Here is a 22,503-nt window from a genome sequence, read left to right as displayed (position 1 = left end):
CGGCGGGCGAGGGCGAGGGTCACGCGGTACCCCCGCCCCACCATCACCCTTTCGAGCCACCCGCCCGGAAGCCGTCGGGCGCTGCCGGCCACGACCCTGCCGGCCACGACCCTGCCGGCCACGACCCTGCCGACTCGGCCCTCACGAAGAGGGACGCGACCGCAGGCCCTCCAGCAGGATGTCCAGCAGCCGAGCCGACGCCGCCGCCTGCTGAGCCGGATCCGGCAGCGAGGGCGCCGCCGTCGCGATCACCAGCAGCACGTCCGACACCGACACGTCGGTGCGCAGCGTGCCCGCCTCCCGCGCCCGATCCACCAGCAGGCCCACGACCTCGAGCAGCGCCGCCGCCCCGGCGTCGTCGACGGCGGCCGTCGTGCCGTCGCCCGCGACGAGCCGCAGTTCGCCGCCGCCCGGCTGGGTCCGCTGCTGCGGCACCCGCACCTCGTCGGCCGGCACACCCTCGCCGTCCTCCGGGACGCCGACCCGCAGCACCTGCGGCGGCAGCAGCCGCCCGGCGCCGGACGCCACGGACGTCCGCAGGAAGCGCGACAGCGCCGACCACGGTTCGTCCTCCTGGCCGAGCGCCGCCCGCGCCTGATCGGTCAGCCGGGACGTCTCCTCCTCGGCTATCCGCCGCACCAGTACGTCCTTGCTCGGGAAGCGCCGGTACACCGTGCCGACCCCGACCCGCGCACGCCGCGCCACGTCCTCCATCGGCGCGCCGTAACCCAGCTCGCCGAACACTTCGCGCGCCGCCCGCAGTACGTGTTCAAGATTGCGCTGTGCGTCCACACGCAGCGGTGCCGTCCGCGCGCCATCTCCACGGCCGTTGCCCACCGCCGCACCGACCGCGCCGCTCGGTGAAAGGGCCGTCGTCGACGACCAATGCGAGTTGTGAGTGTGCATACATGTTCCCCCGGTAATGACGTCTCCCCCCGGAGACTCTCCCCGCCATCGAAAGTCGGGGGCGTGGAACACAGGGGACGGCCTCCTCGGGCCCACCCGTCGCAGACCCGCAGAGCACTTCCCCCTGACACCCCGTCGACACACGAACATAGTTGAGAGGGAGTCAATTCAGAAGGGGCAGGTTCCGCACGGAGCGCCCCCCGATCGGAGTACGGGCCGTATACGTCCCGATTGCACCCCTTCCCGCACCCCGGCGCACACCCGCTGACCTGCGCTCCTGCCCCGCACTCCGGTGTTTCGGCCAACCCTGCGCACGCCCGACTCGCGGTCACACAAATTGTCGGGGCTGTGGACAAACTCCGGCGTCCGGTGCGTCATGGGATGGTGAAGGAACGTGCGCGCATTCTCGTTGTCGGCGGCGGCTACGTCGGGATGTACACGGCCCTGCGGCTCCAGCAGAAACTGAAACAGGAACTCGGCCGGGGCGAGGCCGAGATCACGGTCGTCACACCCGACCCGTACATGACCTACCAGCCCTTCCTCCCCGAGGCGGCCGCGGGCTCCATCTCCCCCCGGCACGTCGTCGTGCCCCTGCGCCGCGTCCTGCCGCACTGTCGGGTCGTGGTCGGCGAGGTCACCGCCGTCGACCACGCCAAACGCAGCGCCACCCTCACCACCCTCGCCACCGACGAAGAGGGCACCGGCCCCCAGCAGCTGACGTACGACGAACTCGTCCTCGCGCCCGGTTCCGTCTCTCGCACGCTGCCCATCCCCGGCCTGGCCGACCACGCCATCGGCTTCAAGACCGTCGAGGAAGCCATCGGGCTGCGCAACCACGTCATCGAACAGATGGACATCGCCTCCTCCACCCGCGACCCAGCGATCCGCGACGCCGCCCTCACCTTCGTCTTCGTCGGCGGCGGCTACGCGGGCGTGGAGGCACTCGGCGAGCTGGAGGACATGGCCCGCTACACCACGCGCTACTACCACAACGTCAAGCCCGAGGACATGAAGTGGATCCTGGTCGAGGCCTCCGACCGGATCCTGCCGGAGGTCGGCGCCGACATGGGCCGCTACACGGTCAGCGAACTGCGCCGCCGCAACATCGACGTACGCCTCGAGACCCGCCTGGAGTCCTGCGCCGACCGCATCGCCGTCCTCAGCGACGGCGCCCGCTTCCCGACCCGTACGGTCGTGTGGACCGCCGGCGTGAAACCCCACCCGCTCCTCGCCGCCACCGACCTCCCGCTGAACGCACGAGGTCGGCTGAAATGCACCCCCGAGCTGACCATCGACGGCGTCACGCACGCGTGGGCGGCCGGAGACGCCGCCGCCGTCCCCGACGTGACGGCCGACGAGCCCGGCAAGGAGACCGCCCCGAACGCCCAGAACGCCGTCCGCCAGGCGAAGGTCCTCGGCGACAACATCGTGCGCTCGCTGCGCGGCGAACCCCTCCACCCGTACTCCCACAAGTACGTCGGCTCGGTCGCCTCGCTCGGCCTCCACCAGGGCGTCGCCCACGTCTACGGGCGCAAGCTCAAGGGCTACCCGGCCTGGTTCATGCACCGGGCGTACCACCTCAGCCGCGTGCCCACCTTCAACCGCAAGGCACGCGTGCTCGCCGAATGGACCCTCTCCGGGCTCTTCAAACGGGAGATCGTTTCCCTGGGATCCCTCGAACATCCCCGCGCGGAGTTCGAACTCGCTGCCGGTGGAAAGCCTTCTGACGAGTCTTCCGGCGACCCGAAGGGGTCGTCCTGACCCGATCCAGGAACTCCGCCGACCGCCCCCACGTCTGACGAATGTCGGCCCGGACGGCGGCCACACTGCCAGACTGCTCCCTGCTCCAGTCCCTCCCGAGCCCTTCCCGGCGGGCCACCACCCGCCCCCCGACCCACGAGGCCGTTCCACGTGCTCCACACCCCGGGTGCTGTAACAATGTGCGGCCACCGCCGCGCGGCCCCCGCAGCCCAGGCCGGGCCCGGAGCCGGGCCGCCGACGACTACACGAGGCAAGGATTCGTGAACTTCACGCGCTGGAGCGCCCGGCTCCCCGGAACGCAGCGCCGCGCCGCCGCGCGAGCCGAGCACCCGGTCACCACCCCGGACCGGCGGAGCGAGGGCTCCGTACCCGCGGCCCGCGCCGAACGACTCACCGACGAGCCGCCCCCGGTGCCCGCCGTCGACGAACTCCCGGTCCGTGAGGTCCTCGACCGCGTCCCGGCCCTCGTCGCCCTCGTCCACGGCACCGACCACCGCCTCGCCTACGTCAACGACGCCTACGCGGCGGCCTTCGGCGTACGCCGCTGCGGCGAACCGGCCGCCGAGGCACTCCCCGAACTCCGCGACCTCGGCCTCATGCCCCTCCTCGACCAGGCCCTGCGCAGCGGCAAGCCCCGCACCCTGAAGTCCCGCAAGGCCCCCGACGGCCGCTCCTACACGTTCACCTGCACCCCGGCAGCCGAGGACAACGGCAAGGGCACCGTCCTGATCTTCGCCACCGACGTCACCGACCACGCCGAGGCCGCCGAACGACTCAGAACCAGTGAACGGCGCCAGCGCGAGACCGCCGTCACCCTCCAGCGCTCCCTCCTCCCCCAGGAGCTCGAAGAGCCCGACGACCTGCGCATCGCCGCCACCTACCAGCCCGGCGGCACCGAGGCCGCGGTCGGCGGCGACTGGTACGACGTCATCACCCTCGGCGGCGGCCGCACCGCCCTCGTCATCGGCGACGTCATGGGCCGAGGCGTCCGCGCGGCAGCCGTCATGGGCCAGCTCCGCACGGCGGTCCGGGCGTACGCCCGCCTCGACCTGCCCCCGCACGAAATCCTCCAGCTCCTCGACGGCCTCGCCGCGGAGATCGACGCCAACCAGATCGCCACGTGCGTGTACGCCATCCACGACCCCAACGAGGGCCGACTGGTGTACGCCTCAGCGGGCCACCTGCCCATCCTGGTCCGCGACGACAACGGCACCGTCCTGCGCGCCGACGAACCCACCGGCCCGCCCCTGGGCACCGGTGGCTGGATGCACGCCTCCGGCTCGATCCCCCTCGGCCCCGGCTCGACGGCCGTCCTCTACACCGACGGCCTGGTCGAGCGCAGGGACGAAGACCTCGACGAAGGCATCGCGTCCCTGGAGCGCGCCCTGTCCGGCGCGACCGGCACCCCCCAGGTCGTCTGCGACCGTCTGGTCCGCTCGGCCGGCGTCACCGCCGACCACGACGACGACGTCGCCGTCCTGGTCCTCCAGCACCCGGCCCGCACCGGCCCCGACGGCGAGCTGTTCCGCAACGCGGCCCTGGAGCTCCTCGGCGGCGTCGAGGCGGCCCCCCGCGCGCGTGCCTTCGCCTCCGGTGTCCTGACCAGCTGGCGCTTCCCGCCCGACCTGCACGACCTCGGCGTCCTGGCCGCCAGCGAACTCGTCGCCAACTCCCTCCAGCACGGCACCCCGCCCATGCGGCTGCGCCTGCGCCGCACCGACCGCCGCCTGATCATCGAGGTCACCGACGGCGACGACCACCTCCCGCGCCGCCGCCGCGCCGAACCGGGCGACGAGTCCGGCCGAGGCATCGCCATCGTCGCCACGATCGCCTCCCACTGGGGCAGCCGCCGCACTCCGGGCGGCGGCAAGGCGGTGTGGTGCGAGTTCGTCCTGCCGAAGCCTTCGGAGTGACAAACGCCGTGACAACCGGAGCGACAGGCAGCGCGCCTCGGCCCGGTCACGGCCACCCGCCGACACGAAAGGCGGCCGCCGCCCTCCCGGACGACGACCGCCTCCCACACCTGCCTCACGCCTCGGCGGCCACCGGCTCCGCCACCGCGCCACCTCGCGCGACCACCCGCTTCCGCACCAGCCACGGCTGATCCTGGACGGCGGTCAGCTGCCGTCCCAGCCGCAGCGCCAGGTAGGTGATCCCCAGCGAGAACAGCAGGAACGTCACGATGTACGGCGCGTGCAGAGAGGCCCCCATCGGCCCGCCCACCGCCGGCCCGACGGCCAGCGCGAGCTGCTTCACCAGGGCGAACGCCGAGTTGTACTGTCCCGCCAGGCCGGCCGGCGCCAGATCGGCCACCAGCGGCGCGACCGTCGGCGACAGCATCGCCTCACCCAGCCCGAACAACGCGTACGTCGACACGAACGCGGCCGTCGCCATCTCCCGACTGCCGTGGCCGAGCCCCGCGTACCCGGCGACGACCCACGCGACGGCCCAGATCAGCCCCACGGCCGCGATCACCCGGGACCGCTTCTGCCGCTCGACGAACTTCAGCACGGCGAACTGCGCGACCACGATCATCGCGGTGTTGGCGGCGAGCGCGGTCCCGAGCGCGGACGTCGAGATCCCGGCGGCCTCGACCCCGTACGCGCTCAGCCCCGACTCGAACTGCCCGTAGCAGGCGAAGAACAGCACGAAGCCCAGCACACACAGCTGCACCATGGCCCGGTTGCCGAGCAACCGCTTCCAGCTGCCCCCGGCGGCCTGCGGGGCGTCCCCGACAGGCGGGGCGTGCGGCAGCCGCACGGTCGACATCACCACGGCCAGCAGCAGGAACATCGCCGCCTCGATGGCGAACAGCAGCGTGAACGAGGACACGCGCGAGGTGTCGACGAGATGCCCGCCGATCAGCCCACCCACCCCGAGCCCGAGGTTCTGGAGGAAGAACTGCGTCGCGAACGCCCGCGACCGGGTCTCGGCGGTCGAGGAGTCCACGATCATCGTGGCCAGCGCCGGCTGCATCACGGCCTGCCCGGCACCGAGCGCCGCCGCGGCGGCCAGTACGGCGGTGGCATTGCCGGCGAGCCCCAGGCTCAGTGCGCCCAGCGCGGCGGTGACCAGGGCGGCGAGCAGGACCGGCAGTGGACCGCGCCGCACGATCGCCCTACCGGCGAACGGCAGCACGATCAGCGCGGCCACGGCGAAGACGGCGAGGACGAGCCCCGCCGTCATGGCCCCCAGTCCCCGTACCTGCGCCACATAGACGTACAGGTAGGGGACGGTGAAGCCGAGCCCGAACGCGCTGAGTGCGTTGCCCACGTGGATCCGGCGCATCGCTGCGCCCATCGCCCTGGTCACGTTCACCTCTCTCAGGTGGTCGTCGTCGGTACCGGGTCGGAGCAGCGTCGGTACTTCCGCTGCCTCAGTACTTAGTGCCGAAGACTTCGAAGCTAAAGTTAGAAGCTAAACCGTACACCTCGAAGAACTTCAACGCGAACGAGCCCCGTGCGATACTTGCGCCCATGGGCGACACCCCCGGCACGGTCGGCACCGGCAGCGGCGGCGAGCCGACCCTCGAAGAGCAGATCGCGGCCTATCAGCGCGAATTCCAGGACCTCGACCCCCAGGTCGAGAAGATCGTCTCGGCGCTCTCCCGCCTCAACCGCCGGATGAACGTCGCCTATGGCCGCCAGACCGCGGACCTCGGCATCAGTAACGCCGAGTGGGAGGTCCTCAAGGCCCTGGTCCTCTCCGGGGCCCCCTATCGCCTGGGACCCAGCGATCTGGCCAAGCGCCTCGGTCTGACGCCGGCCGCGATGACCCACCGCATCGACCGCATGCTCGCCGAGGGACTGGTGACCCGGGAGCGGGACGAGTCCAACCGCGTGCGCGTGATCGTCGAGCTGACGCCCGAGGGTCGCGAGAAGTGGCTGGAGGCGATGCGCATGGCGACGGTCTTCGAGGAGGACCTCCTCCAGGACCTCTCCGCGGACGAGCGAACGGTCCTGGGCGAGGTCCTGACCAGGCTCCTGCGCCGGGTGGAGCACGCCCAGCCGGACGCCGGCGGCCGGCTCAGCGACCTCGACTGAGCAGCCCACCCCGGTCGGGCTAAAAGATCTTGACAGGGGTGGTTGACATCCCCATCCAGGGTCCGTAAAGTTCTTCGGGTTGCCAGGGAGCCGTAACGGTTCTTCGACAACACCTCCGCCGCAGTAGCGGCACTACAAACCACCAGCACGATCTCCCAACGGGGCTGAATTCGGCGTGCCCGAATTCAATTCGATTTGGGATCGGCAGCCCGATTAGGAACTGCCGAGCGGATCCGCTAAGGTTTGAGACGTCGGAACGGCCCAACAGCCGGGAAGACAACCCCCCTCTGACTGGGAATCAGGCCCGAAAGGATCTGATAGAGTCGGAACCGCCGGAAAGGGAAACGCGAAAGCAAGAACCTGGAAAGCACCGAGGAAATCGGGTCGAGAAAAGATCTGATAGAGTCGGAAACGCAAGACCGAAGGGAAGCGCCCGGAGGAAAGCCTGAGAGAGTCTCTCGGGTGAGTACAAAGGAAGCGTCCGTTCCTTGAGAACTCAACAGCGTGCCAAAAATCAACGCCAGATATGTTGATACCCCGTCCCCGGCAGTGATAGCCGAGGATGAGGTTCCTTTGAAACAAAACACAGCGAGGACGCTGTGAACGGCCGGGCTTATTCCGCCTGGCTGTTCCGCTCTCGTGGTGTCGACCGGATTACCGGTAAACATTCACGGAGAGTTTGATCCTGGCTCAGGACGAACGCTGGCGGCGTGCTTAACACATGCAAGTCGAACGATGAACCACTTCGGTGGGGATTAGTGGCGAACGGGTGAGTAACACGTGGGCAATCTGCCCTTCACTCTGGGACAAGCCCTGGAAACGGGGTCTAATACCGGATAGCACTTCCACTCGCATGGGTGGAGGTTGAAAGCTCCGGCGGTGAAGGATGAGCCCGCGGCCTATCAGCTTGTTGGTGAGGTAATGGCTCACCAAGGCGACGACGGGTAGCCGGCCTGAGAGGGCGACCGGCCACACTGGGACTGAGACACGGCCCAGACTCCTACGGGAGGCAGCAGTGGGGAATATTGCACAATGGGCGAAAGCCTGATGCAGCGACGCCGCGTGAGGGATGACGGCCTTCGGGTTGTAAACCTCTTTCAGCAGGGAAGAAGCGAAAGTGACGGTACCTGCAGAAGAAGCGCCGGCTAACTACGTGCCAGCAGCCGCGGTAATACGTAGGGCGCAAGCGTTGTCCGGAATTATTGGGCGTAAAGAGCTCGTAGGCGGTCTGTCACGTCGGATGTGAAAGCCCGGGGCTTAACCCCGGGTCTGCATTCGATACGGGCAGACTAGAGTGTGGTAGGGGAGATCGGAATTCCTGGTGTAGCGGTGAAATGCGCAGATATCAGGAGGAACACCGGTGGCGAAGGCGGATCTCTGGGCCATTACTGACGCTGAGGAGCGAAAGCGTGGGGAGCGAACAGGATTAGATACCCTGGTAGTCCACGCCGTAAACGGTGGGAACTAGGTGTTGGCGACATTCCACGTCGTCGGTGCCGCAGCTAACGCATTAAGTTCCCCGCCTGGGGAGTACGGCCGCAAGGCTAAAACTCAAAGGAATTGACGGGGGCCCGCACAAGCAGCGGAGCATGTGGCTTAATTCGACGCAACGCGAAGAACCTTACCAAGGCTTGACATACACCGGAAAGCATTAGAGATAGTGCCCCCCTTGTGGTCGGTGTACAGGTGGTGCATGGCTGTCGTCAGCTCGTGTCGTGAGATGTTGGGTTAAGTCCCGCAACGAGCGCAACCCTTGTTCTGTGTTGCCAGCATGCCCTTCGGGGTGATGGGGACTCACAGGAGACTGCCGGGGTCAACTCGGAGGAAGGTGGGGACGACGTCAAGTCATCATGCCCCTTATGTCTTGGGCTGCACACGTGCTACAATGGCCGGTACAAAGAGCTGCGAAACCGTGAGGTGGAGCGAATCTCAAAAAGCCGGTCTCAGTTCGGATTGGGGTCTGCAACTCGACCCCATGAAGTCGGAGTTGCTAGTAATCGCAGATCAGCATTGCTGCGGTGAATACGTTCCCGGGCCTTGTACACACCGCCCGTCACGTCACGAAAGTCGGTAACACCCGAAGCCGGTGGCCCAACCCCTTGTGGGAGGGAGCTGTCGAAGGTGGGACTGGCGATTGGGACGAAGTCGTAACAAGGTAGCCGTACCGGAAGGTGCGGCTGGATCACCTCCTTTCTAAGGAGCACTTCTTACCGAGTTCGCTCGGTCAGAGGCCAGTACATCGGCGTACGTCCGATGCTGGTTGCTCATGGGTGGAACGTTGATTATTCGGCCGGGTTTCCGGGTCGGAGGCTGCAAGTACTGCTCGTAAGGGCGTGGAAAGCATGATCTTCGGACGGGAGCTGGCTGGGCACGCTGTTGGGTATCTGAGGGTATGGCCGTATGGCTGCCTTCAGTGCCGGCCCCAGTGCACTCGAAACCGTAGGGTTTCGGGGTGATGGGTGGCTGGTCGTTGTTTGAGAACTGCACAGTGGACGCGAGCATCTGTGGCCAAGTTTTTAAGGGCGCACGGTGGATGCCTTGGCACCAGGAACCGATGAAGGACGTGGGAGGCCACGATAGTCCCCGGGGAGTCGTCAACCAGGCTTTGATCCGGGGGTTTCCGAATGGGGAAACCCGGCAGTCGTCATGGGCTGTCACCCGCTGCTGAACACATAGGCAGTGTGGAGGGAACGCGGGGAAGTGAAACATCTCAGTACCCGCAGGAAGAGAAAACAACCGTGATTCCGGGAGTAGTGGCGAGCGAAACCGGATGAGGCCAAACCGTATACGTGTGAGACCCGGCAGGGGTTGCGTGTACGGGGTTGTGGGATCTCTCTTTCACAGTCTGCCGGCTGTGAGACGAGTCAGAAACCGTTGATGTAGGCGAAGGACATGCGAAAGGTCCGGCGTAGAGGGTAAGACCCCCGTAGTCGAAACATCAGCGGCTCGTTTGAGAGACACCCAAGTAGCACGGGGCCCGAGAAATCCCGTGTGAATCTGGCGGGACCACCCGCTAAGCCTAAATATTCCCTGGTGACCGATAGCGGATAGTACCGTGAGGGAATGGTGAAAAGTACCGCGGGAGCGGAGTGAAATAGTACCTGAAACCGTGTGCCTACAAGCCGTGGGAGCGTCGGACGGAGAGCTTGCTCTTCGTCTCGTGACTGCGTGCCTTTTGAAGAATGAGCCTGCGAGTTTGCGGTGTGTTGCGAGGTTAACCCGAGTGGGGTAGCCGTAGCGAAAGCGAGTCCGAATAGGGCGTTTCAGTAGCACGCTCAAGACCCGAAGCGGAGTGATCTAGCCATGGGCAGGTTGAAGCGGAGGTAAGACTTCGTGGAGGACCGAACCCACCAGGGTTGAAAACCTGGGGGATGACCTGTGGTTAGGGGTGAAAGGCCAATCAAACTCCGTGATAGCTGGTTCTCCCCGAAATGCATTTAGGTGCAGCGTCGTGTGTTTCTTGCCGGAGGTAGAGCACTGGATAGGCGATGGGCCCTACCGGGTTACTGACCTTAGCCAAACTCCGAATGCCGGTAAGTGAGAGCGCGGCAGTGAGACTGTGGGGGATAAGCTCCATGGTCGAGAGGGAAACAGCCCAGAGCATCGACTAAGGCCCCTAAGCGTACGCTAAGTGGGAAAGGATGTGGAGTCGCACAGACAACCAGGAGGTTGGCTTAGAAGCAGCCACCCTTGAAAGAGTGCGTAATAGCTCACTGGTCTAGTGATTCCGCGCCGACAATGTAGCGGGGCTCAAGCGTACCGCCGAAGTCGTGTCATTGCAGCTATAGGGCCAACGCCCGCTGTGATGGGTAGGGGAGCGTCGTGTGCCGGGTGAAGCAGCACCGGAAGGTAGTTGTGGACGGTTCACGAGTGAGAATGCAGGCATGAGTAGCGATACACACGTGAGAAACGTGTGCGCCGATTGACTAAGGGTTCCTGGGTCAAGCTGATCTGCCCAGGGTAAGTCGGGACCTAAGGCGAGGCCGACAGGCGTAGTCGATGGATAACCGGTTGATATTCCGGTACCCGCTGTGAAGCGTCAAACATCGAACCAGGCGATGCTAAGTCCGTGAAGCCGTTCCGGACCCTTCGGGGAAAGGAAAGTGGTGGAGCCGGCGAACCAGACTTGCAGTAGGTGAGTGATGGGGTGACGCAGGAAGGTAGTCCATCCCGGGCGGTGGTTGTCCCGGGGTAAGGGTGTAGGACGAACGGTAGGCAAATCCGCCGTTCATATAGTCTGAGACCTGATGCCGAGCCGATTGTGGCGAAGTGGATGATCCTATGCTGTCGAGAAAAGCCTCTAGCGAGTTTCATGGCGGCCCGTACCCTAAACCGACTCAGGTGGTCAGGTAGAGAATACCGAGGCGTTCGGGTGAACTATGGTTAAGGAACTCGGCAAAATGCCCCCGTAACTTCGGGAGAAGGGGGGCCACGTCTGGTGAGAGCACTTGCTGCTCGAGCTGGGGGTGGCCGCAGAGACCAGCGAGAAGCGACTGTTTACTAAAAACACAGGTCCGTGCGAAGCCGTAAGGCGATGTATACGGACTGACGCCTGCCCGGTGCTGGAACGTTAAGGGGACCGGTTAGTCAAGATTCGTCTTGGCGAAGCTGAGAACTTAAGCGCCAGTAAACGGCGGTGGTAACTATAACCATCCTAAGGTAGCGAAATTCCTTGTCGGGTAAGTTCCGACCTGCACGAATGGCGTAACGACTTCTCGACTGTCTCAACCATAGGCCCGGTGAAATTGCACTACGAGTAAAGATGCTCGTTTCGCGCAGCAGGACGGAAAGACCCCGGGACCTTTACTACAGTTTGATATTGGTGTTCGGTTCGGCTTGTGTAGGATAGGTGGGAGACTTTGAAGCGGCCACGCCAGTGGTTGTGGAGTCGTCGTTGAAATACCACTCTGGTCGTGCTGGATGTCTAACCTGGGTCCGTGATCCGGATCAGGGACAGTGTCTGATGGGTAGTTTAACTGGGGCGGTTGCCTCCTAAAGAGTAACGGAGGCGCCCAAAGGTTCCCTCAGCCTGGTTGGCAATCAGGTGTTGAGTGTAAGTGCACAAGGGAGCTTGACTGTGAGACCGACGGGTCGAGCAGGGACGAAAGTCGGGACTAGTGATCCGGCGGTGGCTTGTGGAAGCGCCGTCGCTCAACGGATAAAAGGTACCCCGGGGATAACAGGCTGATCTTCCCCAAGAGTCCATATCGACGGGATGGTTTGGCACCTCGATGTCGGCTCGTCGCATCCTGGGGCTGGAGTCGGTCCCAAGGGTTGGGCTGTTCGCCCATTAAAGCGGTACGCGAGCTGGGTTTAGAACGTCGTGAGACAGTTCGGTCCCTATCCGCTGCGCGCGCAGGAATATTGAGAAGGGCTGTCCCTAGTACGAGAGGACCGGGACGGACGAACCTCTGGTGTGCCAGTTGTTCTGCCAAGGGCATGGCTGGTTGGCTACGTTCGGGAGGGATAACCGCTGAAAGCATCTAAGCGGGAAGCCTGCTTCGAGATGAGTATTCCCACCCCCTTGAGGGGTTAAGGCTCCCAGTAGACGACTGGGTTGATAGGCCGGATGTGGAAGCCCAGTAATGGGTGAAGCTGACTGGTACTAATAGGCCGAGGGCTTGTCCTCAGTTGCTCGCGTCCACTGTGTTGGTTCTGAAACCACGAACGGCCCCATGCCATGGTCACGGCATGGTGCGGCTGGACAGTTTCATAGTGTTTCGGTGGTCATAGCGTGAGGGAAACGCCCGGTTACATTCCGAACCCGGAAGCTAAGCCTTACAGCGCCGATGGTACTGCAGGGGGGACCCTGTGGGAGAGTAGGACACCGCCGAACAAATATTACGGGAAACCCTCGCACCTCACAGTGCGGGGGTTTTCTGCGTTACGGTGCTTTCTATGTACACGTATGTGGTTCGGGCCGTACGGGCTGACGAGTGGGTTTCGGTGAAGGAGCTGCGGTTGCTTGCGCTCAGGGATCCGGTGGCACCGCTCGCCTTTTTGGAGACGTATGAGGCGGCTGCGGCGCGGCCCGACTCCTTCTGGCAGGAGCGGGCGGCCGGAGCGGCCGAGGGGACTGCCGGCGTACGGCAGTTCGTCGCCGAGGCCGAGGACGGGCAGTGGGCCGGGACGGTCACCCTGCTCCTGGAGGAGGCAGGAACCGTCGACTGGGCCGGTTTCCCCGTGGAACGGCGGCAGGGGCACATCGTCGGGGTCTATGTGCGGGACGACTGGCGTGGCGGCGGGATGACGCGGGCGCTGCTCGACGCCGCCGTCGACTGGGCCTGGGAGTTGGGGGTCGAGCGGGTGCGTCTCATCGTCCACGAGAAGAATGCGCGGGCGCAGGGGGCGTACCGCAAGGCGGGGTTCATACCGAGCGGGCGGACCGTGCCGTTGGCGCAGGGGGCCGGGGAGACCGAGACCGAGTACGAGTTCGTCCTCGAGCGTCCCGAGGCGTCAGACCGGTAGGTCGTGGTGCGGCCAGCGGGCCTTGGCCTGTTCGCGGGAGCGGAGCAGGGCCAGGGTGGGCAGGCCGCGATCGGTGCCGGTCGCCAGGAGGTCCGGGAGCTGGGGGATCGGGGCCACGGCCGCCACATCGTCCAGGACCAGGGACATTGGTGGGTCGAGGCGACCGGAGGATGACCGTTCGGCCATGCGCCGGCCGCGCTCGACCACGCTGGAGACGAGGGCCGTCAGGAGTGGCATCGCGCCGGGACTGGTCCTGGGGTCCTCGATTGATTCACCGAGCACATAGAGAGTTCCCCCTTCGTCCACGAAGGAATCCAAGGCGAGGGCGTCAGTTCGGTTGGGAGTGCACGCCTCGCGGATGTTCACCGTGGACAGGGCGGAAAGGGCACGGGACGTCAGTTCCTGGGCGATGTCCCGGCGTTCGGGGTGGGCGGTGAGGGCGGCTTCGAGTTCGCCTGCCGCGCCCGGGGCGGCCTTGGGGTTGGTCCGGAGGGTGCGGACGGCTTCCTGGATGCCGGTGCCCTGGGACCAGCGGTGGACGTGGCGGATGGTGCGGCCGTCGATGGCCGCGGCGTGCAGGTAGCTGCGCAGGAGGGTTTCGGCGGTGTCGCTGACCGCCTGGTCGAGCCGTGAGGTGGGGCGCACGGGGGCGAGGAGCGCCGTCGCGCGGGAGATCGCGGTCTGTTTGTCCTCGCAGCCTGTGGTGGGGGACCAGTGGAGGCGGGCCGGGGTGTCGCAGAGGTGACCGGGGTCGTAGAGGTGGACCGGGCCCAGTTTGGCTCTGGCGTCCTTGGTCTCCTGCCAGAGGGTGGGGCTGGAGGTGAGGATGAGGGCGGGGCCCTCGGCGTCCCGGATGGCCTGGATCGCGGTCGCGTGGCGGGTTTCCGGCGGGGCGTAGTGCGCCGCACCCTCGAAGCGGTTGGCTTCCCACCCGGCCGCCCGTTCACCCGCAACAGCCGGGAACAGGGCAGCGGCAGCGGCTGTCGAGGGCTGTGGCTGGTGCGGCTGCTGTGGTTGGAGGGACGGTGAGAGCGAGGTGGGCGGCGCGGCCGGCGTCGGCTGAAGAGACTGGGTCGGCGCCGGAGTCGGCGGCTCGACGTCCGTCCTGGGTCCGGTCTCGACGCGTTGGGTCGGCACCTCGTGGTGCGTCGGTGGCGTCACCGTTTCCTGAACGGGCGTCGGTGCCGGTGCCAGGTCCGCGCGCTTCCTCGCTCGTACCGCCCGCCACCGGGCGAGTGTCCCCATCACGAACACCGTGAGGACGAGCAGGATCATCACCTGGCCGATGAACAGGCCCCAGAACAGCCCGTAACCCGAGAAGTCGGCCGCCTCCGCTTCCGGCCAGGCGCCGGGGATGTCGTGGGGCCTGGCGATGAGGTGCCGCATGGCCAGCGGGGTGCGGGTGAAGGTGACGCCCGCGGGCCAGGAGCCGTGGGCGAAGAGGGCTGCCAGGCCGGTCGCCGTCCAGACCAGCAGGGTCATGCCGAGCAGGAACGCGAGTATGCCGACCAGCAGGCCGTCGGGGATGCCTCCCTGGCCGTGGCCCGGGCTGTCGCGGCGCTGCTCGTCTCCCGGTCTCATGACGACCCCCTCTCCCGGGCTACGCCACCGTCGACTCGGACGAGCCGTCCAGGTCGGCCAGGTGCTGTTCCATGAAGGCCGCCGCTCGTCGTTCCTGTTCCAGTTCGGCGGCCAGCAGGGCGTCGTCGTCGGACATGGTGCGGTCGGTGGAGGATTCCGTCATCGCCCGGTCGGTGAAGACCAGTGGCCGTTCCGTCTCGGTGATCAGGTGTTTCACCACCTGCACATTGCCGTTGACGTCCCAGACCGCGATGCCGGGGGTGAGGGTGGGGATGATCTCCACCGCCCACCTGGGCAGGCCGATGACCCGGCCCGTCGCCCTCGCCTCGTCCGCTTTCTGGGCGTAGATGGTCCGGGTCGACGCCATCTTCAGGATGGCCGCGGCCTCCTTCGCCGCGGCTCCGTCCACGACGTCGGACAGATGGTGGACGACCGCCACGAACGACAGGCCGAGGCGACGGCCGAACTTCAGCAGTCGCTGGAACAGCTGGGCCACGAACGGGCTGTTGATGATGTGCCAGGCCTCCTCGACCAGGAAGATGCGCTTCTTCCGGTCGGGGCGGATCCAGGTGTGCTCCAGCCAGACCCCGACGATCGCCATCAGGATCGGCATGGCGATCGAGTTGCGGTCGATGTGGGACAGATCGAACACGATCAGCGGAGCGTCCAGGTCGATGCCCACCGTCGTGGGGCCGTCGAACATGCCCCTGAGGTCGCCGTCGACCAGGCGGTCCAGGACCAGTGCCACGTCCAGGCCCCAGGCCCGTACATCGTCTATGGCGACGTTCATCGCCTCCGCCGACTCCGGCTCGGGGTGGCGCAACTGCTCGACGATGTCGGTCAGGACCGGCTGGCGCTCCACGATCGTCTCGTTGACGTAGGCGTGGGCGACCTTGAGCGCGAAGCCGGAGCGCTCGTCCAGGCCGTGGCCCATCGCCACCTCGATGATGGTGCGCAGCAGCGCGAGCTGGCCGGTCGTGGTGATCGACGGGTCCAGCGGGTTGAGGCGGATGCCGTGGTCCAGGGCGGCCGTCGGGTCCAGGCGGATAGGAGTTATTCCCAGCGCCTGCGCGATGAGGTTCCATTCGCCGACGCCGTCCTCGCCCTGTGCGTCCAGGACGACGACCTGGCGGTCGCGGAAGCGCAGCTGGCGCAGGACGTAGGTCTTCTCCAGCGCCGACTTGCCGTTTCCGGACTCGCCGAGGACGAGCCAGTGCGGGGCGGGGAGCTGCTGGCCGTACAGCTGGAAGGGGTCGTAGATGTAGCCCTTCCCGGAGTAGACCTCGCGGCCGATGATGACGCCGGAGTCGCCGAGGCCGGGAGCGGCCGTGGGCAGGTACACCGCCTGGGCCTGGCCCGTGGAGGTGCGTACCGGCAGCCGGGTCGTCTCGACCTTGCCGAAGAGGAAGGAGGTGAAGGCGTCCGTGAGGACGGACAGCGGATCCCGCATCAGCTCATCAGCCCCTACCTTCGGATTCCGGTGGCGAACGGGAGGGTGTTCACGAACGCCCGGTGGTGCTCTCGGTCGCACCATTCGAGTTTGAGGTACGACTTGCCGGCTGACGCCCTTATCGTCCGTTTGTCGCGGGCGAGGGCCTCGGGGTTGCGGGAGGAGACGGTGATGTAGCCGACCAGGTTCACGCCGGCCGCGCCGGACGCCAGGTCCTCGCCGCGCTGGTCCAGTCGGGAGTGGGCCGCCACGTCACGTGGGTCGACGGTGCGGTTCATCTTGGCGGCCCGGCTCGCCTCGGCGTCGTCGTTCGTCTTCTCCGTCAGCATGCGTTCGATGGCGACCTCGGTGGGTTCGAGGTCCATGGTCACGGCGACGGTGCGGATGACGTCCGGGGTGTGGACGAGGAGCGGTGCCAGGAAGTTGACGCCCACCGGGGTCATCGGCCACTCCTTCACCCAGGCCGTGGCATGGCACCAGGGGGCCCGGGTGGACGACTCGCGGGTCTTGGCCTGGAGGTATGTCGGCTCCATGGCGTCCAGCTCGGCAGGCCAGGCGTTGCGCTTGGTCATCGCCTGGATGTGGTCGATGGGGTGGTCCGGGTCGTACATGGAGTGGACGAGGGAGGACAGCCGGCCCTGGCCGAGGGGCTGGCGGACGCGGATGTCCGCCTCCTGGAGGCGGGAGCAGATGTCCGTCAGCTCGCGGGCCATGACCACCGCCAGGCCCGCGTCACGGTCCAGCTTGCGGCCCGACCGGGGGCGGGCGGCGCGGGCCATGGCGTGTGCCTCGGCGGCCAGTTCGCGGGTGTAGTGCATACAGGCGACGAGGTAGGCGCGGTGCTGCTCGCTGCTCGTGGACACCATGGACTGGAGCTGGTCGTAGGAGCGGGCCAGCCAGTCGGGGGACCGCTCGTCCCCGCGGACGGCGACGTCCTTGGCGTGGGCGTCGGGGTCGGCGGGGAGGGTGCGGGCGAGCATCTGAAGGCGGGTGACGAAGCCGTCGCCGTTCGCCACGTGCTTGAGGAGGGTGCCGAAGCGGTCGACCAGGGCTTCCTGGTCCTCGCTGTCGCGCAGGCCGACGCCCGGGCCCTCGATCTCGATGGCGGCCGTCACCGTACGGCGGTCGGCGTGCAGGAGTACGGCGATCTCGTCGGGGCCGAAGGGGGCGGCCAGCCAGCTGATGCGGCCGATTCCCGGGGGCGGGCCGATCTCGATCTCCTGGCCGTCGAGCCGGGTGCCCGCCTCCATGACGGTCGAGCGGTAGGCCGTGCCCTGGCGGAGGGTGCGCTTGTAGCTGCGGTTGATCTCGAACCACTTGTAGAACGTGCGGTGCTTGTACGGCACGTAGACGGCGGCCAGCGCGATCATCGGGAAGCCGCTCAGCAGCACGATCCGCAGGGCGAGGACGGGGACGAGGAGGCCGCACATCATGCCGAGGAACGCGCCGACGACGATGAGCGCGATCTCGCCGGTCTCGCGGTTGCGGCCGACGATCGCGTTCGGCCGGGCGCGGCCGATCAGATATGTACGGCGGGGCGTGATCGCGTGGGACACATGGGCCACGTGGGAATCAGTCGTCAACGCCCTTCACCTCCCGTGCGGTTGTTGCTGCTGTTGCGGGTGTTGCTCGCGTGCGGGGTGTTGACCGGGCTGCTCGCGCGGGGGGCGGGTGCGGCGGAGGGGACAGATCCGCCGCCCCCGTTCGAGGTGCGCGAACTGTGCGCGGCGACTCCGCCGGAGGCGGGGTTGGAGGGGCGGGCGCCGGAGGACCCGGACTGGCCGCCGCCGTTGTTGTCCGCACGGGTGCTGTGCGCCTTGATGCCCTGGGCGACGAGGGTCGCCGGGGAGCTGATGACGGCCGCCGCCTTGCCCTCGGCGCCCTGCATGATGCGGTTGTTGCGGGAGCCTGCGATCTCGTCGCCGAAGCCGGGGACGAAACGGTAGATCATCGCGCTGGCGAAGATGGCGAGCAGGATGATGGAGAGGCCGGAGACGACGGCGGAGAAGGCGTTCGGGCCGTCGGCGGAGGACAGTGCCCCGGCGAGGCCGAGCACGATCACGATGACCGGCTTGACCAGGATGACGGCGATCATGATGCCGGCCCAGCGGCGGACGTGGCTCCACAGGTTCTTGTCGACCAGGCCCGCGTAGACGACGGTGCCGAGCAGGGCGCCCACGTAGAGGAGGGCGGCCCGGATGACGAGCTCCAGCCACAGCACTCCGGCCGCGAGGATCGACACCAGGGACACCACGATCAGCATGATCGGGCCGCCGCCGATGTCCTCGCCCTTGGAGAGGGCTGCGGAGAAGGTGCCGAAGAACGTGTCGGTCTGGTTGCCGGTGGTCTTCGCGAGGACGTCGGTGATGCCGTCCGTGGCGGATACGACGGTGTAGAGGATGAGGGGGGTGAAGGCGGAGGCCAGGACGGTCAGCCAGAGGAAGCCGACGGCTTCGCCGATGGCGGTGGTGAGGGGGACTCCGCGCACCGCCCGCTTGGCGACGGCCAGTAGCCACAGCAGGAGGGTCAGGACGGTCGAGGCGGCGAAGACGACGGCGTACTGCTTGAGGAACCGCTCGTTGGTGAAGTCGACGTTCGCGGTGTCCTTGACGGCCTCGCTGAGCTTGTCGACGGTCCAGGACGCGGCGTCGGCACAGCCCTTGGCGAGGGAGGAGAGGGGGTCGAGGGTGTCGGAGACGCCGGGGTTGGTGGTGGAGGAGGGGTTCTCGCCCTTCTCGCAGTAGTCCCTGGCGGGGCCCCGGATGAGTTCGCTGCACGCGCTGTCACTCGGGGAGGTGGAGGGGGACGGGCTGGGCGTCGGCGCGGCGAAGGCACGGGTGGCCGTCAGCACCGCGGTGGTCTGAACGGCGGCCAGGGCGGCCGTCACCTTGAGGGAGAGGTGCTTAGCGCGCATAGGTGAACCCTCCGAACTCCTCGACGGCCTTCGTCATGTCGTCGGCGGTGGAGGCCTGCTGATCGCGCCCGACCGGGACGGGCCCGTCCTTCTGCTGGAAGTCGGTGACCTTCCAGTCGTTGCTGGTCCATTGGAGCTGGTAGGTGGTGGTGAACCAACTCTCGGAGACGGGGTTGGTCGAGGCTTCGCCCGAGAGGCCGAAGAGCGAGGTGTACCAGACCTCGACGGTGGCGTTGCTCGCGCTGGATGCCGTGACCTTGGAGCCGACGGGGATGACCCGGGACACGAAGGCCTGGCCGTCCGGGGCGGTGCCGTCCTTGTCGAGCCCGATGTTGCCGAGGAACGTCTCGCTCGAGTACGCGGTGTCCAGCGCGGTCTGTTTGGAGACGGCGATGTCGGGCGCGTACACGGTGTCGACGATCTGGTGCCGCAGGTCCGTGATGAACATGTCCGCCGAGCCCAGGGCCACGGCGTAGTTGGCCGCCGCGCTCTGAGCACCTTGTGCATCGTGCGCGTATCCCGTCGGGATACCGCCCGTCTTCGTGTCCACCGGCTTCGTGCCGGTGGCCGCCGTGCTTGTCGCGTCCGGCTTGTCGCCGGTCGAGCCGTTGGCCGAGGGCGACGAGGAATCGTCTCCTCCGCGGTTCGCGAAGGCGATCGCCGCGATGAGGAGGACGACGACGCCGACCACCGTGACCAGGCTCCGCGAGGACGAGCGGCCGCCTCTGCGGGCACCGCCGTAGGGGTCGTTCTCGGGCAGCCGGAGGCGGGTCCGGCCGTACCCGTGCTCCTCGTCGGAGCGCGCGGATTCGCCGTAGTCGTGTTCGTCGCCGGGAGTCATGCCGCGTAGGCCCCCTCGCTGCCGTACCGGGACGCGTACAAGTACGACGGTAGCCGTGCTGGTTCCCGCGCGGGCGCGGTGTGGTGACTCGACATCAGGGACATCAGGGAAACGCAACCTCAGCCGGTGGGCACGACAGGTGGGTGGGGGTGGTGGGCCGGGCGTGCCCGGACGGGACTGGGGGTGGTGCGGAGGCCGCGGTTACACGGCCATGCCGTACACGATGGTGAACAGCGTCCCGAGGGAGCCGATGATGAAGACCCCCGTGAGCCCGGCGATGATGAGGCCCTTGCCCTGTTCCGCGCTGAAGGTGTCCCGCAGGGCGGTCGCGCCGATGCGCTGCTTGGCCGCGCCCCAGATGGCGATGCCGAGGCAGAGGAGGATGGCGACCGCCATCACGACCTCGATCATCACCTTGGCCTCGTTGCCCAGGCTGCCGAAGGGCCCCCAGTCCGGAGCGATCCCACCGATGATGGTGTTGATGTCGCCTTTGTCGGCCGCAAACAGCATGTAAGTCACCGCCCCTGATGGGTAGTTCCGCAGGTCCTCTGCGGGTGTGCAGAGGTCACGCCTCATTCTCGCCGACAAAGTCGCCGTCGTATGTCGACTTGGCGTCATTGACGGACGGGAGTCGTACGAATAGCTCGTATGGTCACTCTGTGTATCACGGCAGGTCACGCCGGGCAATGAGGCCGGAGCGGAACCTGTGGTGTGGTTCCGTCGTTAGCCCACTTCAGGGCCCTGCGCCGTTTCTGACGGCTGGTCGGGTGAGCGTACGTTTCGATGTTCTCATGACGTAGCGCACACCGGGCATGGCGAACGGGCCACGGCTGGATGCCGCGGCCCGTTCGTCCATTCACCACGTGTGGCCCCCACGGCCCACGGTGGCTGTTCTGTTGTGGCTTTTGCCTGACGGCAGGTCAGCCGGTGAAGGCGTCCGTGCCCTCCGGGGTGCCGAGGCCGGTGGGGCCGTCGTAGCCCGACTTGGCGGTGCAGAGGTAGGCGGCGCTGGAGGAGCAGGTGCCGTTGCTGCCGCTGGTGACGTCGTTCAGGGCCGAGGTGCCGGCGGCCGCGTAGGGGTAGGCGGCCGGGTAGTCGCTGCTGCCCGGGGTGCCGGCGAGGGCGTAGACCGCGGCGATGATGGGCGCGGAGGCGCTGGTGCCGCCGAAGGTGTACCAGCCGGCGGTGACGCCGTAGGAGTCGTAGACCGAGACGCCGGTCGCGGGGTCGGCCACGGCCGAGACGTCGGAGATGGTGCGCTTGGAGCAGCCGGTGTCGGTCTGCCAGGTCGGCTTGGCGTCGTAGGCGGAGCAGCCGGAGCCGGTGCCCTCGGTGGAGCTGGTGTTCCAGACCTTCTCGGTCCAGCCGCGGGTCGTGGAGGACGTGGACAGGGCGGTGCCGCCGACGGACGTCACGTACTTGGAGGCGGCCGGGTATTCGGCGCCGTAGCCCTCGTCGCCCGCGCTGACGGTGATGGCGACGCCCGCGTGCTTGAAGTACGAGGTGTCGTACGACGTGTCCGACGAGGACTCCGAGCCGCCGTAGCTGTTGGAGACGAACTTCGCGCCCAGTGTCACGGCCTCGTTCACGGCCTTGCCGAGGTTGGCCATGGACGCGGAGGTGGCCTCGACGAGCAGGATGTTGCAGTTCGGGCAGACCGCGCTGGCCATGTCGAGGTCGAGGGACTCCTCCTCGGCCCAGCCGCTGTCGGCGCTGGGGAGGGAGGTGGTGGAGCCGCTCTGGCTCACCTTCTTGAAGCAGCCGTTGGCGACCGTGCAGGCGGGGAGGCCGTAGTACGTGCGGTACTTGGCGAGGTCGGTGGCGGCGTTGGGGTCGTCGTAGGCGTCGACGATGGCGATGGTCTCGCCGGAGCCGTTGTCCGAGGCCGCGTCGGTCAGGCCGTAGGCGTCCTGGAGGTCGGACGGGCCGTAGCCGGTGGGGCTCGCGGCGGCGGCCTTCGGGGTGACCGTGGCGGTCTTGCCGGTCTCGGCGGCGCGTTCCTTCTGGAAGGCCGTGGTGCCGCCGGTCACGCGGAAGGAGTTACAGGCCAGGTCGCCCTTGTGCTTGGGGGTGGCACAGGGGGTGGCCGCCCAAGTGACCTTGGCGGGCGTGGTCTTGGGGGTGAGCGTGGGTGCCGCGCTCGCGTGGGCCGCGGTGCCGAGTCCGGCGAGCACGAGGGCGGCGGTGCCGAGGGCCGAGGCGCCGATGCGGCGCCATCTGCCGGATATGGCAGAGGAGTTGGGGGAAGTCGTCGTACGCAACGGACAGCTCCTGGTGATGGGGTGACAGGGGCGGTGCGGGTGGGGGGAGGTGCGTGCCACCGGTACGTGGTCCCCGGCGGCGGGCGGCGGCCCGCGGACGACTGTTCCCTTGTTGAGTACGCGACAACAAGACGAGTGGCGGAATCCTGACTTCCGCCATACTGAAGGGGGTTCGGGGATTGCTGATCAATGGCGGGCGGATGGGGCGGCGATGGACGGCGCTTGACCTCGGGCGGGCCGACGCTGTTAAGGCCGGGCCGTGGGGACTCGCGCGGACT

General features: G+C 67.2%; 13 protein-coding genes and 3 rRNA genes. 7 read left to right on the top strand and 9 right to left on the bottom strand.

Going from position 1 to position 22,503, the window contains the following annotated elements:
• Nucleotides 1–141 precede the first annotated feature (141 nt).
• Complete coding sequence (locus G9272_RS21550; RefSeq protein ID WP_171398108.1) at nucleotides 142–906, bottom strand: TetR/AcrR family transcriptional regulator; 765 nt, start codon at nucleotides 904–906, stop codon at nucleotides 142–144.
• 381 nt (nucleotides 907–1,287) lie between these two features.
• On the opposite strand from G9272_RS21550, the gene G9272_RS21545 reads away from it, so the two are divergent.
• Nucleotides 1,288–2,667, top strand: a complete 1,380-nt coding sequence (locus tag G9272_RS21545; protein WP_171398107.1) for an NAD(P)/FAD-dependent oxidoreductase — start codon at nucleotides 1,288–1,290, stop codon at nucleotides 2,665–2,667.
• 260 nt (nucleotides 2,668–2,927) lie between these two features.
• Nucleotides 2,928–4,580, top strand: coding sequence for an ATP-binding SpoIIE family protein phosphatase (locus G9272_RS21540; RefSeq protein WP_171398106.1), 1,653 nt, complete (start codon nucleotides 2,928–2,930; stop codon nucleotides 4,578–4,580).
• A 115-nt stretch (nucleotides 4,581–4,695) separates the two neighbouring features.
• Here G9272_RS21540 and G9272_RS21535 read toward each other — a convergent pair whose 3' ends face one another.
• Nucleotides 4,696–5,967, bottom strand: a complete 1,272-nt coding sequence (locus tag G9272_RS21535; RefSeq protein ID WP_171402100.1) for an MFS transporter — start codon at nucleotides 5,965–5,967, stop codon at nucleotides 4,696–4,698.
• Between the two features lie 176 nt (nucleotides 5,968–6,143).
• Here G9272_RS21535 and G9272_RS21530 point away from each other — a divergent pair, with 176 nt between their 5' ends.
• The 5 genes from G9272_RS21530 to G9272_RS21510 all read left to right on the top strand — a co-directional run bounded on the left by G9272_RS21530 (nucleotide 6,144) and on the right by G9272_RS21510 (nucleotide 13,178).
• Complete coding sequence (locus G9272_RS21530; protein ID WP_020665696.1) at nucleotides 6,144–6,710, top strand: MarR family winged helix-turn-helix transcriptional regulator; 567 nt, start codon at nucleotides 6,144–6,146, stop codon at nucleotides 6,708–6,710.
• Between the two features lie 667 nt (nucleotides 6,711–7,377).
• Nucleotides 7,378–8,903 (top strand): 16S ribosomal RNA (locus G9272_RS21525).
• A gap of 313 nt (nucleotides 8,904–9,216) precedes the next feature.
• Nucleotides 9,217–12,339 (top strand): 23S ribosomal RNA (locus G9272_RS21520).
• A gap of 90 nt (nucleotides 12,340–12,429) precedes the next feature.
• A 5S ribosomal RNA gene (gene rrf, locus G9272_RS21515) occupies nucleotides 12,430–12,546 on the top strand.
• Together the 16S, 23S and 5S rRNA genes form the textbook arrangement of a ribosomal RNA operon.
• Before the next feature lie 62 nt (nucleotides 12,547–12,608).
• A complete protein-coding gene (locus G9272_RS21510; RefSeq protein ID WP_171398105.1) occupies nucleotides 12,609–13,178 on the top strand; it encodes a GNAT family N-acetyltransferase in 570 nt (189 codons plus the stop codon).
• On the opposite strand, the gene G9272_RS21505 is transcribed toward G9272_RS21510, so the two are convergent.
• From G9272_RS21505 to G9272_RS21475, 7 genes are all read right to left on the bottom strand, one after another.
• Nucleotides 13,167–14,759, bottom strand: a complete 1,593-nt coding sequence (locus tag G9272_RS21505) for a type IV secretory system conjugative DNA transfer family protein (protein ID WP_171398104.1) — start codon at nucleotides 14,757–14,759, stop codon at nucleotides 13,167–13,169. The genes G9272_RS21510 and G9272_RS21505 overlap by 12 nt on opposite strands.
• Before the next feature lie 19 nt (nucleotides 14,760–14,778).
• Nucleotides 14,779–16,209, bottom strand: a complete 1,431-nt coding sequence (locus G9272_RS21500; RefSeq protein ID WP_171398103.1) for an ATP-binding protein — start codon at nucleotides 16,207–16,209, stop codon at nucleotides 14,779–14,781.
• Nucleotides 16,210–16,223: 14 nt separating this feature from the next.
• Entirely contained in the window at nucleotides 16,224–17,765 is a 1,542-nt protein-coding gene (locus G9272_RS21495) for an SCO6880 family protein (RefSeq protein WP_437184375.1), read from the bottom strand.
• 23 nt (nucleotides 17,766–17,788) lie between these two features.
• Nucleotides 17,789–19,123, bottom strand: a complete 1,335-nt coding sequence (locus G9272_RS21490; RefSeq protein WP_171398101.1) for a hypothetical protein — start codon at nucleotides 19,121–19,123, stop codon at nucleotides 17,789–17,791.
• Complete coding sequence (locus G9272_RS21485; protein WP_171398100.1) at nucleotides 19,113–19,964, bottom strand: hypothetical protein; 852 nt, start codon at nucleotides 19,962–19,964, stop codon at nucleotides 19,113–19,115. Before G9272_RS21485 ends, G9272_RS21490 begins: the two co-directional genes overlap by 11 nt.
• A 201-nt stretch (nucleotides 19,965–20,165) precedes the next feature.
• Nucleotides 20,166–20,474, bottom strand: coding sequence for a hypothetical protein (locus G9272_RS21480; protein WP_003991275.1), 309 nt, complete (start codon nucleotides 20,472–20,474; stop codon nucleotides 20,166–20,168).
• A 410-nt stretch (nucleotides 20,475–20,884) separates the two neighbouring features.
• Complete coding sequence (locus tag G9272_RS21475) at nucleotides 20,885–22,225, bottom strand: S53 family peptidase (RefSeq protein WP_171398099.1); 1,341 nt, start codon at nucleotides 22,223–22,225, stop codon at nucleotides 20,885–20,887.
• Between the last annotated feature and the right edge of the window lie 278 nt (nucleotides 22,226–22,503).

Source organism: Streptomyces asoensis, assembly GCF_013085465.1.
Taxonomy (GTDB): Bacteria; Actinomycetota; Actinomycetes; order Streptomycetales; family Streptomycetaceae; genus Streptomyces; species Streptomyces cacaoi_A.
This window is presented reverse-complemented; position numbering and strand designations above follow the sequence as displayed.